Raw genomic sequence first — 12344 nt, 5'->3', positions numbered from 1 at the left:
CCCCACGGCCATCCGATGACCGCGGTCAGGTACCTGACCTCCGACTTCCAGTGGCTCGCCTAGAGCTCATCAGGGTGCGTCTCATCGCCGCGTGCGGGCGCTCCTTCAGGCCTCCAAGATGGTCTTGGCCTTCTCGAGGTTCGAACGCACGTCACGCGCGTAGAGCTTGAGGACGATCGGGTCGGCAAACTTGAAGAATCCCTTGAGAGATTCCATCTCCTGGTGCCAGGTGAGCGTGGTGCCCTCGCCCTCGTCCTCGTAGTGAAGCGAGAGCGTGTAGGGAATCGTGGCGTCCTTGGACACGAGCTTGCCCGTGCGTCCGGTCTCGACCTCCACCATCTCGTCAGTCAGCTCGAGGCGTCGCCCAGCCACCTTCACGGCGCCCCGGCAGATCCGGCCGACCTCCTGCTTTCCCCCTGAGACCAACTCGTATTCGATGACGTTGCTGCTGTAGACGGGCACGTTGTCGGGATCGGTCATGAACTCCCAGACCTCCATGCGCGGCTTGTTGATAGTGATGGATTCCTCGACGGTGAGCATGGGACGGCCAACCTTCCGTTGGGGCAGGCTCGGCGACCCGCCTCTTCGGAGGCTATTCCTCATCACTTGCCCTCGGAAGACCCTGCATGGGCTACTCGGCTGCCCCTGGGCCTCGCACACCGACCTGGAGAAAACGCCCCTTTGCGGGGGCGCACATGGCGTTCGGATACCGCGTCTTACCGCCGCGTTTCACCGCAAAGCGCATCTCCTGGATCGGTGGCCACCAGGAGTCCGGATCGGTGGCCACCGGGAGATCGATCAGGCGGGTTGGCTGGCAAGCGCTCGCGCCACGCGGGCTTCCAGCGCGCCCGGGTAGAGCTGCACGCCGTTCGGTAGATCTGCGGTCTGCCCGGTCAGGATGGCATCCAGCCCGAGCAGCATGATCGCCGCGAAGGGATCGAACAGCTGAGGGGCGCTGATCCCGAGCCCGGCTGCGAGGTTGACCAAGCTGCCCCGATTGAGCAGGTAGACCCGCCGACCGTCGAGCTCGAAGCGCTCGAGGTGTCGTCGAACCGGGGTACTTGGATGCCGGTTGAGCCAGTCGACGCCGATCTCGCGGTCGCTGTGACCGACGTTGAGCAGGATCGCGCCGTCGGCGACCTGCAAGAGCTGCTCCTCACCCAGCACGCCGTCGAACCCTGTAGCAGTGACGACCACGTTCGCCGAGCGGAGGGCGTCGGCGATGTCGGCGACTCGACACCCGGCGTGCTGCGCCTGGACGAGCCGCACCGGATCAAGGTCGACGACGGTCACGACGGCGCCGAGATCGCGAGCGCGAGCGGCGACGCCCTGACCCACCGGCCCGAACCCGACCACCACGACCTCACGGCCGTACAACGCCAGACCGGTGATAGCCGTGAAGGCCGGCCACGTCTCGACGCCGACGTGGTGACGGTTGTGGATCAGCTCCTTAAGCGCGATCCCGTTCCAGTCGAGCACCGGAAATGGGATCTGCAGTCCCTCGAGCCGGTGCAGACCGGTCGTCGTCGCCTCAAGCGCTCCGGCCGGCCGGTGGCCCGCAGCAGCTGCGGCCGCGATCAGGTCGCCGCCCATGTCGCACAGGGCATCAGCCGGTTCGCTGACGAGCCACGTCAGCGACTCGTCGAGCTCGCCGGCACTCATCCCGGCGCGTGCTCGGACCTCCACACCGATTGAGGCCAGGTGAGCGACGCTGCGATCGTCGGTGCTGTCGGGGTTGCATGGCGCCAGCCGCACTCGGGCGCCGGCCTCAACCAACGGAGCCACGATGCAGATCGTGTCGGCCGTGATGTGCTGCCGGCAGGCCACAGTGCGACCGCTGAAATCGGAGGCTGCCACCGCTTCGCCAAACGCGGTGGTGATCGGTGTCGTCCACGCGATCCATTCGAGCTCGGCAGCGTCCATCACTCAAGATATACCCGACCGACGCCCCATCTTCTGGGCGCGCTAACTAGCCACGGTTGGCGGTCTCATACGGCCGCCATACGGCCCTGCCCTCCAGGTGCGTCTAACCGCCGCCAGTCGACCATCTTGGCCGCACACCGGGGCCCTAGCTGGCACCGGGCTCCCCAGCGGAAATGTCGGATGGTCTAGCGCGTGACAACGTCGCGTCCGCAGGAGGTGGATCCCGATCTAACCCTGCAGATTTACCGCATGTCTGCGAAAGGCCACCGGCAATCGGAGGCGGCAAGTAGCGTGGCAGAGGGGGATATACAGATCAGGCAAAGGAGAGAGTGACATGGCAAATCGCGAAGACGCCACACTGCTCGTGCAGCTGGCGCAATGGGGCTCGACCATGGGTCTCGAGGAGGCCCAGCAGGCGGTGTGGGCGGACGGGTTCGAGCCCGAGACGGCCTCCGCCGACGATGTTCTGGTTTCGCGGGTCCTCGTCTGGGGCGAGACCATAGGGACACTCACCAAGAACGGGATCTTGGACACGGACCTGGTACTGGACTGGCTATGGGTCTCGGGAATGTGGTCCCGGGTCGGACCAGCGGCCCTCAAATTGCGCGACAAGCATGGCGTGCCCGAGCTGTACGGAAACTTCGAGGCACTTGCGACCAAGCAGGGCGTCTGACACAAGTGCTCCGGCTGGACGGCGTTGTCGGTCGTGGGGAGGTCATGTGACCGTGTTTCGGTCGTCATGGAGGTAGGACCGCTGGACGGGGATGCGCCTCGAAGGTGCGTCACTTCGCCGCGTGTGCAGTCCGCTCACACGTTCGCGGCTGCTGCGTTCCGTGTGGGCGTCTCGATCTCTGCATGTCTGAGGCTCAGGTGTGGTCGCTCGTCGTCGCATCCACCAGGGCCGCGCGCACGACCACGTGGGCGAGTGGAGGCAGCTCCTCCAGATCGAACCATCCGAGGTCGTCGTGTTCCTCGGGCGCGACGTTCGCCGGCGTTCCCTCCCAGTCACGCACCAGCCAGGCGCTCAGGAGAGCGGGATCCTCTGTAGGGCCGTCGACGCCCACGTGGCACAGATGGGAGACCGAACCCGTCACGATCTGCACACCGAGCTCTTCCTGCAGTTCCCGCGTGAGCGCGCCCAGTTCCGACTCGCCAGCCTCGATGAGTCCACCGGGCAGGTCCCACACGTTCGGAAAGGCACGCTTGTCCGGTCTCCGATGCACGAGCAGGACTCGGCGCTCACGAACCAGCGCCCCGACAACGACCTTGTGCATCCGCTGATCCAGGCAGGCGGAGCCGACATGCGAACGTCCGCTCATCCGGCTGCGTCTCGAGCACGCTGCCAGGACAGCGGATGACCGGACCCAACGAAATCGCGGACTTTCGTGCTCGATGCTGCGACCGGACCAAAGCGCTGGCAGGGTCGGAGCGGCAGCGCTGTGCGCTGGCCACGTCGTTCGCACCCGGCGCGTGGAGGGGCGCGCCGGGCGCACACGGCACCACGACATCGACGACCAAGGAGCACGCGCATGTTCGGCAGGACCACCGTCACCAAGAGCGCCGTCGTGTCATTCACCGCGGCTACGGCGCTTGCAGGGTCGCTGGCTGTGGCCCAGCCGGCACAGGCCAGCTCGCTCTGTCAGCTCAGCTCGAAGGGCGCCACCATGTACGCCTGGTGCCCGGACGCCGGGGTCACGGGAACGATCTACAGAGCCCGGGTGACCTGCAGCGTCGTGTACGGCCAGGCGGCATACACGCGGTTCGGTCCATGGCGCACCCAGGGCGTCAAGGCGACGACCTCGGCCGCTTCGTGCGATGCGGGCCACTACATCCTCTACAGGAGCGTGGCCGTCGGCTGACCACATGACCAGCGACGTCGGACCGACCCCGGTGACGGTCAGAGGTGGCGGTGCATGACGTGGAGCCCGACGCGACCGTGAGGTGCGCTGTCGAACGCCTCCGGCACCGTCCCGATGACCGTGAACCCGAGGTCCTGCCACAGCTTCACGGCGACGGTGTTCGTCTCGACCACCGCGTTGAACTGCATTGCGGCGTAGCCCTGCTCGCGTGCCCACCCCAGGACCCACTCACCCAGCGCACGCCCGACTCCGCGACCCCGCGCGGCCGAGGTCACCATGAACGACGCCGTGGCCACATGCGAACCACGCCCCGGCCGGTTCGGACCCGTCTTGGCCGACCCGAGCAGCTCGCCGTCATCACCGACCGCCGCCACCGTGATGGCGGGCGGCTGCTCCACCCACCAGCCGCGCGCCTCGTCGAGGGAGAGACCGACCGGGAACGCGTAGGTCTCGCCGGCCTCGACGACCTCGGTGAACGTCGGGAAGAACGCCACCCAGTCGGCCTCGGTGATCTCGCGGATGATCATGCAGGGGAACCCTTCGGGGAGTTCGTGGGGTGTGACGTGTCGTCGCGCACTGGCTCGTCGCGCAGGCCGTGGACCAGGAGCGCCAGGGCAGCGGCATACGTCGCCATGACGATGCCGGAGACGACCACCTCATGTCGCGAGGACTTCGCCAGGTGCTCGCCGAGGACGATCGTCGCGTCGGACAGGAGGAAGAGCCCACCGCCCAGCGCCACCGCCCGTCGACCGCGCGGCGACATCCCGTCGCTTGTCGCGAGTGTCGTCATCGATCCGAGCAGCACGCCGTACCCGCTGAGCACCGGGTCGGCCTCGCCTCCGTGGGCGAGGGTGTCGACGACGGCCAGCCCCACCAGAGTCCCGCCCACGACCGCGGACGGCACCCCGCGCGGTCGGGCACCGTCAGCCAGCAGGAGCCGCACGAGACCGGCCTGCTGCACCGCGAAGGCCCCAGCCCCGCGACGCGTCAAGGCCCGTCGCCGCGCCTCGTCAGAGGCCGCACGACCCGACGCGTTCATGTACCAGTCGCCGACGGTCGATCCGGCCAGCGCTGCCACCAGAGTCGCGTTCCGACCAGACGGCCGCTGCCCCCGAGTCGCCACGACCCCAGCAGCCAGGCTCGGCGCGAGCAGCATCTTGCTCGCGAGGTGCACTCGCTCCCGACCAGTCACCGCAGCAGCCGTCGTGACAGCAGCGAGTGGCACGTACGCCAGCAGGTCGGCCCGTCGCCGAACTCGCCGAGCTCGCCCCACCCGCCGCACCAGGCCGGGCAGGCTCACCGCCGCGTCGTCGTGAACTCGAAGTCGTTGCCCTGCAGCCGCGACACCAAAGACTCACCGAACGCGACAGCCGGCGTCAGCACCCCACCCTCGGAGTCGAGGTGGTCGAGGGCGAGCGAGAGCCCTGCCTGTCCGAGCATGATCGCCGTGCCGGAGTAGCCGGGGTCGTAGCCGGCCGCCACCCGGGTCCGGTAACGGGCACCGGTCGTCGTGGTCGTCTCGACGTCCATGACGAAGCGTCCGTTCTCCATCGTCTCCTCGGACGGCCCCTCACCCGGCTTGGGCAGCACGACGTCGAGCAGGCGGCGAGTAGGAGCCGTGGACATCCCGGCGAAGAGCCCTCCGAGCACCGCGGTGGTCAGGCCGGCCTTGACCGCGCCCACCGGACCGCTGCCGGTGTCCATGACCTCGTCGTAGCGGAACTCGCGGCCGTAGGACCAGTCGGTCAGCGCGTTGCTGCGCCGGACGATCCGGGTGTTGAACGAGGCCATGAAGAACGGCGCCACCCACCGCTTGGTCACCGAGTCGTAGCGCGTCCCCGTCACCGCCTGCACCTTGTCGAGCAACCCGAACTCGTCGGAGCTGGGGCGGTTGCGCGACGGCGGCTCGGCAGAGCGGTCCGGGGACAGCCCGTGCGGGTCCGTCACGGCCTTGCGCCGGACCGGGTCGGTGGACTCGATGGCCTGCTGCCGCATCGAGTCGATCGTCCCGCCGCTCACCCCTCCGCGCAGGGTGCGGACGTGCAGCACCGTCTCACCGAGCGTGCCCTCGCCGTCGGCGGCGACCTGCCGCGCGGTCAGCCAGACGCCGAGGTCTGACGGGATCGAGTCGAAGCCGCACGAGTGCACGATGCGCGCGCCCGTCCGCTGCGCCTCCTCATGGTTGGCGTCGATGCTGTCGCGGACGAAGAGCACCTCGCCCGTGAGGTCCGCGTAGTGGGTGCCCGCGGAGGCACACGCGGACGCCAGCGGCATACCGAGCTTCGCGTAGGGACCGACGGTCGTGACGACGACGCGCGTCCGAGCAGCGAGCTCGGCAACCGCGTCGGCATCGGTCGTGTCGACGACGAGCAGCGGCCAGTCCTCGACCCGGTGCGGCAGCAGCGACGCACGGACCTCCGTGAGGCGCTCCTCGGACCGCCCGGCCAGCGCGATCCGCACCGACGACGGCGCGTGCTCGGCGAGGTGGGCGGCGGTGAGCCGTCCGACGAACCCGGTGGCGCCCACGAGGACGATGTCGAACTCACGATCGGTGCTCATCCCCCGAATCTAGGCGATGACCCCCGGCCAACCGACAGCCGATCGAGGACGTGGTGCACAGTGAGGCCATGACGCGACGACCGAAGGTGCTGGCCATCGTCCAGGCCGGAGGCAAGGGCTCCCGGATGGACGTCCTCACCCGGGAGCGCGCCAAGCCCGCTCTGCCGTATGCCGGGCACTACCAGCTCGTGGACTTCGCCCTCTCGTCCCTCGCGAACAGCGAGGTGACCGACGTGTGGCTGTCCGTGCAGTACCTCGCGACGAGCCTGCACAAGCACGTCGCCGCGGGTCGGCCCTGGGACCTCGACCGCACCCGCGGCGGCCTGCAGTGGCTGCCGCCCGAGGAGGGCAGCGGGTCGGCCGCGCAGTCCGGGTTCAGCGAGGGCAACGGCGACGACCTCTACCGCAACCTCGACTCGATCCGGGACTTCGGTGCCGACGTCGTGGTCGTGCTCAGCGCCGACCAGGTGTTCAGCCTCGACCTGCGCGACGTCGTCGACCAGCACCTCGACAACGGCTCGTCCTGCACCGTCGTCACGACCGAGGTCTCGCGCGCCCAGGCTGCGGCCAAGGCCGTCATCGAGGTCGGGGCCGGCGGTGTGGTCACCGGGCTCGACTACAAGCCGGAGAGCCCGGACGCGACGACGATTGCGGCCGAGATCTTCGCCTACAACCCTTCGCGCCTCGCGGCCGCGCTCGAGGACCTGCGGGCCGAGCGGGTGGACGCGGCCGAGGGTGACGACTCCGGCATCGGCGACTTCGGCGAGCACCTCATCCCCCGCCTCGTCGAGGACGGCTCGGTGCACGCCTTCGCCCTCCCCGGCTACTGGCGCGACCTCGGCACGCCGAGCGAGTACGTCGCGGCCCACCGCGACCTGCTCGCCGGCCGGGTCGACGTGTTCGACGACCCGCGGTGGCCGATCCTCACCCGCTGGCCCGAGCTGCCCGCGGCCCACGTGCGCCGCAGCGCGACGGTCGAGCACTCCGTCATCAGCGCGGGCGCCGACATCGCCGGCACCGTAATCGGCAGCGTCATCGGCCCGGGCGTCCGCGTGGCCAAGGGTGCCGTCGTCGAGGACTCCGTGGTCTTCGCCCAGACGACGATCGAGGCCGGGGCAGAGGTCCGGGCCGCCGTCGTCGACTCGCAGTGCACCATCGGCCGCGGTGCACGGGTCGGCGAGACGCCGCCGGGCACCCGGATCGGGGACGACCGGATCGTCCTCGTCGGCCACGAGAGCCAGGTCCGGCGTGGCGTGGTCGTCCCACCCGGCGGCCGCCTCGAGCCCGGTTCCATGGCCTGACCTGCGAATTTGCCCCACGCTTCGAGTGCACCCAGGGCTTGTGAAGGGGTAGACAGGAAGGTCCCGGCACCGTCCGGCGCCGGATCCACACATGGAGGTACGCGATGACGCAGAACCCGACGAGTGGCATGGACCCCGAGGGCGGTCTCAACATGGGCCAGGGCGCGGACAGCATCTCCGGCACCGAGACCGAAGGCCCGGCCGACAGCGGCGCGGGCGAGCCGGCCGTGCCCGGTGAGCAGGACGGCGGCGCCGATGGTGGCGCCGGGGGCGAAGAGGGCCCGGCCGACAGCGGCGCAGGCGAGCCGGCTGTGCCCGGTGAGCAGGACGGCGGCGCGGACGGCGGGGCCGACGGCTCCCAGTGACCGAACCCCGTGAGGACCCGCGGCCGGAGGCGATGCTTCCGGCCGCGGGTTCTCGTGCGCTGGCGCGGCTCGTCGGTATGCCGTCCGCGGACTTCGCCTCCGACGTCTGGTCGCGCGCCCCGCTCCTCACCCGCGGCGCCGACCTGCCCCGGGACTTCTCCGACCTCTTCGGTGCCGACGCCGTCGACGAGCTCGTGGCGCGGCGCGCCCTGCGGACCCCGTTCGCGCGCATGGCCAAGGAGGGCTCGACCCTGCCCGAGCGCCAGTTCACGCTCGGCGGAGGTGTGGGCGCCGGCATCGGTGACCAGCTGAGCGAGGACCGCGTCCTGCGCGAGTTCGCCTCTGGCGCAACGCTCGTCCTCCAGGCGCTGCATCGTTCGTGGGCGCCGGTCCAGGACTTCGCGGCGGACCTTGCCGACGAGCTCGGGCACCCCGTGCAGGTCAACGCCTACGTCACGCCGCCGCAGAACCAGGGCTTCGCCGACCACTACGACGTGCACGACGTCTTCGTCCTCCAGGTCGCCGGCGAGAAGCGGTGGCGCATCCGCCCACCCGTCCTCGAGGCGCCCCTGCGCGACCAGCCCTGGGAGCAGCACCGAGCTGCGGTCGAGCAGGCGGCCACCGCAGAACCCCTCATCGAGGAGACCCTGCGACCCGGCGACTGCCTCTACCTGCCGCGCGGCTACCTGCACTCCGCCACGGCGCTCGGCGGCACGAGCATCCACCTCACGATGGGCGTCCACACGTGGACGCGGCGCCATCTCGTCGACGCCCTCGTCGGCAGGGTGACGGCCCGACTGGCTGACGACGTCGAGGCGAGGCGCTCGCTGCCCATCGCCCCCGGCAGGTCAGGCTCGTCGGAGCTCGGCTTCGACGACGACGCCGAGGTGGTCCGGACGCTCGTCGCCAAGGCCCTGCACGACATCACGGTCGACGAGGTCGTCGACGCGCTGCGCCCGACGGTCCGCGCGGCCCAGCGCGCTGAACCCTTCGGCGTCCTCGACCAGGTCGAGCGTGCCCAGGGCCCGGACGACGCCGCGGTGGCGTGGCGGGTCCGTCGCCATCTGGCCGCCCACTGGGAGGGCGACGGCGACTCGGTCACGCTCGTCAGCCGGGTGGGTCGCCTCGTCGTGGGCGCGGACGACCGGGACGCGGTCGCGGAGGTGCTGGACGGCATACGGGACCCGGCGGAACTCGACCCCGAGCTGAGGCGACGGCTCGCACTTGCCGGCCTGCTCGTCCCCGTGGACGTCAGAGGGGCGTGACCCGCCCGGCGTCGACGTGCCAGCGCTCGTCGAGGTGCACGTTCTCGAGGAGCCGGCGGTCGTGCGAGACGAGCAGCAGCGTGCCGTCGTAGGAGTCGAGGGCCTGCTCGAGCTGCTCGATGGCGGGCAGGTCGAGGTGGTTGGTCGGCTCGTCGAGGACGAGGACGTTGACCCCGCGGGCCTGGAGCAGCGCCATCGCAGCGCGGGTCCGCTCGCCCGGTGAGAGACGCGCGACGAGGCTCGTCACCTGGTCGGCCTTGAGCCCGAACTTGGCGAGCAGCGTGCGCCGGTCCGCCGGCGGCAGGTCGGGCACCGCCTCGCCGAAGGCCTCGGCGAGCGACAGGTCCTCGCGCAGACCGCTGCGCCCCTGGTCGATGACGCCGACCGCGACGCTCGTGCCCAGGCTCGAGCCGCCGGTGTCGGGCGCGAGCTCGCCGAGGAGCAGGCGGAGGAGGGTGGTCTTGCCGGCGCCGTTGGGGCCGGTGATGCCGATGCGGGCACCGGCGGGGACCTGGAGCGAGACGGGCCCCAGGGTGAAGTCACCACGGCTCACCACCGCCTCGTTGAGGGTGGCGACGACCGCGCTCGACCGCGGCGCGTCACCGATCGAGAACTGCAGCACCCACTCCTTGCGCGGCTCCTCGACCTCGTCCAGCCTGGCGATCCGAGACTCCATCTGGCGCACCTTGCGGGCCTGCTTCTCGGCGGAGTCGATGCTCGCCGCGCGCCGGATCTTGTCGTTGTCGGGGCTCTTCTTCATCGCGTTGCGGACGCCCTTGCTGCTCCACTCGCGCTGGGTGCGCGCTCGCGACTGCAGGTCGGCCTTGGTCTCCGCGAACTCCTCGTAGGCCTCACGCGCGTGCCGTCGGGCGATCTCGCGCTCCTCCAGCCAGGACTCGTAGCCGCCGTCGTGGACCGACACCGAGTGCTGCGCGAGGTCGAGCTCGACGATGCGCGTGACGCAGCGGGCGAGGAACTCGCGGTCGTGCGAGACGAGGACGACCCCACCACGCAGGCCGGTGACGAAGTCCTCGAGACGGGCCAGCCCGGCGAGGTCGAGGTCGTTGGTCGGCTCGTCGAGCAGCACGAGGTCGAACCGGCTGAGCAGCAGCGCCGCCAGCGCCGCACGAGCCGCTTGCCCGCCGGAGAGCGAGGTCATGAGGGCGTCGGGTCCGACGTCCAGCCCGAGCTCGCCGAGCGTCGCGGGCAGGCGATCCTCGAGGTCAGGGGCGCCGCTCGCGAGCCAGTGGTCCAAGGCATGCGCGTATGCCGTGTCGGCACCCGGGGCGTCGTGGCCGAGCGCGGTGGCCGCCGCCTCCATGGCCTCGGTCGCGGCCGTGGCGCCGGTGCGCCGCGCGACGTAGTCGGCCACCGTCTCGCCGGGGAGGCGTTCGTGCTCCTGCGGGAGCCACCCGACGAAGGCGTCCGAGGGTGCGGTGGTGACGCTGCCGGCCAGTGGCGCCGACTCGCCGGCGAGCATCCGCAGCAGCGTCGTCTTGCCCGCACCGTTGGCACCGACGACCCCGACGACGTCGCCGGGAGCGACGGTGAGGTCGAGCTGCTCGAAGAGGGTGCGGTGGGCGTGCCCCCCGGACAGGTCCTTCGCCACGAGGGTTGCGCTCACCCGCACAGCCTAGGCGTCAGCCGTGGAGCCGGCTCCGGAGCTCGGCGTAGCGGCCACGCAGGTCGGCGGTCTCCTCAGCGGCGGTCGGGTCCGGCTCGACGACGGTCTCGGTTCGGACCTCCCAGTCGGGCAGGTCCGACCCGGTCAGGGTGGCTGCGGCCTGGCGGGCGGCGCCGAGAGCGACGTACTCGCCTGACGCGGGCACGTGGACCGGAACGCCGAAGAGGTCCGCGACCATCGACCGCACCGCTGCCGATGCCGCGGCGCCGCCGATGAGGAGCACGCGCTCGACACCGACTCCCTGTCGGCGAAGGGCGTCGAGGGCCTCGGCGAGGTTGGTGACCATGCCCTCGACGACCGCGCGGGCGAGGTTCTCGGGAGTGGCGTTGGCCCGGGTGAGTCCGGAGAGGGTGCCGGTCGCGGTCGGCAGGTTGGGTGTGCGCTCGCCGTCGAGGTAGGGCAGGAGGGTGAGGCCACCGGCGCCCCGTGGGGCGGTCGTGGCGAGGCGGTCGAGCTCGGCGAGGTCGACACCGAGCATCGAGGCCCCGGCCGTCATGACCCGCGCGGCGTTGAGGGTGGCGAGCAGCGGGAGGAAGTCGCCGGTGGCGTCCGCGAACGAGGCCACGGCACCGGAGGCGTCGGCGACTGCGGCGCCGTGTCGGGCGAAGGCGGTGCCGCTCGTGCCCAGTGAGATGACGGCGTCGCCGGGTCGGAGCCCGAGGCCGAGCGCGGCTCCGGCGTTGTCACCCGTGCCCGGCCCGAGCACCATGCCCGACTCGGTGCGCCCGGCGGCCTCGGTCGGGCCGAGGACGCGAGGCACCTCGATGGACCGGCCGATCGCGAGGTCGATGAGCTCGGGCAGGTAGGCCTCGGATCCGGCCGACCAGTAACCGGTCCCGGAGGCGTCGCCGCGGTCGGTCGTCCAGCCCTCGAAGCCGCCGCCCTGCTTGAGGATCTGGCCGGTGATCCAGTCGTGGGGGAGGACGCAGGCCCGGGTCCGCCCGAGGGACTCCGGCTCGGCGCGGCGGAGCCAGCGCAGCTTGGTGACGGTGAACGACGCGACCGGCACGACGCCGACCTCGGTCGCCCACCGCTGCGCTCCGCCGTACTCCTCGGTGAGGTCGGTGGCGTCCTGGGCCGAGCGGGTGTCGTTCCACAGCAGCGCCGGCCGCACGACCTCGTCGGCGTCGTCGAGGGTGACCATGCCGTGCTGCTGCCCACCGACCGCGAGGGCGGACACCCCGTCGAGCAGCCCGCCGGCGGTGGCCTCCTCGTAGGCGCGCCACCACTCGCGCGGATGGATCTCGGTGCCGTCCGGGTGGGGGGCGCGCCCCTGCCGGACGACCTCGCCGGTCTCGGCGTCGCACACGACGACCTTGCAGGACTGGGTGGAGGAGTCGACGCCCGCGACGAGCTGCTCGTGCTTCGTGGCCATGCCTGCATCCTTC

The 12344-nt window shown here is 70.9% G+C and carries 13 protein-coding genes; 5 read left to right on the top strand and 8 right to left on the bottom strand.

Features of this window, described 5'->3' with window-relative positions; translation table 11 throughout:
* Positions 1 to 105 precede the first annotated feature (105 nt).
* Entirely contained in the window at positions 106 to 540 is a 435-nt protein-coding gene (locus LL946_RS06025; protein WP_404385788.1) for an SRPBCC family protein, read from the bottom strand.
* Between the two features lie 258 nt (positions 541 to 798).
* Complete coding sequence (locus tag LL946_RS06020; protein WP_404385786.1) at positions 799 to 1923, bottom strand: adenosylhomocysteinase; 1125 nt, start codon at positions 1921 to 1923, stop codon at positions 799 to 801.
* A 334-nt stretch (positions 1924 to 2257) separates the two neighbouring features.
* Here LL946_RS06020 and LL946_RS06015 point away from each other — a divergent pair, with 334 nt between their 5' ends.
* On the top strand, positions 2258 to 2596 hold the full coding sequence (locus LL946_RS06015; protein ID WP_404385784.1) for a hypothetical protein: 339 nt from the start codon (positions 2258 to 2260) through the stop codon (positions 2594 to 2596).
* 193 nt (positions 2597 to 2789) lie between these two features.
* Here the strand turns inward: LL946_RS06015 and LL946_RS06010 are convergent, their stop codons facing one another.
* Positions 2790 to 3242, bottom strand: a complete 453-nt coding sequence (locus tag LL946_RS06010) for an NUDIX domain-containing protein (protein ID WP_404385782.1) — start codon at positions 3240 to 3242, stop codon at positions 2790 to 2792.
* A gap of 210 nt (positions 3243 to 3452) precedes the next feature.
* Between LL946_RS06010 and LL946_RS06005 the strand changes: the two genes are divergently transcribed.
* Entirely contained in the window at positions 3453 to 3782 is a 330-nt protein-coding gene (locus LL946_RS06005) for a hypothetical protein (RefSeq protein WP_404385780.1), read from the top strand.
* Between the two features lie 38 nt (positions 3783 to 3820).
* Here the strand turns inward: LL946_RS06005 and LL946_RS06000 are convergent, their stop codons facing one another.
* From LL946_RS06000 to LL946_RS05990, 3 genes are all read right to left on the bottom strand, one after another.
* Positions 3821 to 4309: a GNAT family N-acetyltransferase gene (locus LL946_RS06000; RefSeq protein WP_404385778.1), complete on the bottom strand. Its 489-nt coding sequence runs from the start codon at positions 4307 to 4309 to the stop codon at positions 3821 to 3823.
* Positions 4306 to 4938, bottom strand: a complete 633-nt coding sequence (locus LL946_RS05995; protein ID WP_404386809.1) for a lysoplasmalogenase family protein — start codon at positions 4936 to 4938, stop codon at positions 4306 to 4308. Before LL946_RS05995 ends, LL946_RS06000 begins: the two co-directional genes overlap by 4 nt.
* Positions 4939 to 5078: 140 nt before the next feature.
* Entirely contained in the window at positions 5079 to 6341 is a 1263-nt protein-coding gene (locus tag LL946_RS05990) for a saccharopine dehydrogenase family protein (protein ID WP_404385776.1), read from the bottom strand.
* A gap of 68 nt (positions 6342 to 6409) precedes the next feature.
* Between LL946_RS05990 and LL946_RS05985 the strand changes: the two genes are divergently transcribed.
* The 3 genes from LL946_RS05985 (at position 6410) to LL946_RS05975 (ending at position 9272) form a co-directional block, all read left to right on the top strand.
* Positions 6410 to 7642 carry a glucose-1-phosphate adenylyltransferase family protein gene (locus LL946_RS05985; RefSeq protein ID WP_404385774.1) on the top strand — a complete coding sequence of 411 codons (1233 nt, stop codon included), beginning with the start codon at positions 6410 to 6412 and terminating at the stop codon, positions 7640 to 7642.
* A gap of 104 nt (positions 7643 to 7746) precedes the next feature.
* Positions 7747 to 8007: a hypothetical protein gene (locus tag LL946_RS05980; protein WP_404385772.1), complete on the top strand. Its 261-nt coding sequence runs from the start codon at positions 7747 to 7749 to the stop codon at positions 8005 to 8007.
* Positions 8004 to 9272: a cupin domain-containing protein gene (locus tag LL946_RS05975; protein ID WP_404385770.1), complete on the top strand. Its 1269-nt coding sequence runs from the start codon at positions 8004 to 8006 to the stop codon at positions 9270 to 9272. The genes LL946_RS05980 and LL946_RS05975 overlap by 4 nt, the downstream gene beginning before the upstream one ends.
* On the opposite strand, the gene LL946_RS05970 is transcribed toward LL946_RS05975, so the two are convergent.
* Positions 9259 to 10896 carry an ABC-F family ATP-binding cassette domain-containing protein gene (locus LL946_RS05970; RefSeq protein WP_404385768.1) on the bottom strand — a complete coding sequence of 546 codons (1638 nt, stop codon included), beginning with the start codon at positions 10894 to 10896 and terminating at the stop codon, positions 9259 to 9261. The two genes, LL946_RS05975 and LL946_RS05970, sit on opposite strands and share 14 nt — an antisense overlap.
* Before the next feature lie 16 nt (positions 10897 to 10912).
* Positions 10913 to 12331, bottom strand: coding sequence for a xylulokinase (gene xylB, locus LL946_RS05965; RefSeq protein ID WP_404385766.1), 1419 nt, complete (start codon positions 12329 to 12331; stop codon positions 10913 to 10915).
* Between the last annotated feature and the right edge of the window lie 13 nt (positions 12332 to 12344).

The sequence above is a fragment of the Knoellia locipacati genome (assembly GCF_044791685.1).
Classification (GTDB): domain Bacteria; phylum Actinomycetota; class Actinomycetes; order Actinomycetales; family Dermatophilaceae; genus Knoellia; species Knoellia locipacati_A.
This window is presented reverse-complemented; position numbering and strand designations above follow the sequence as displayed.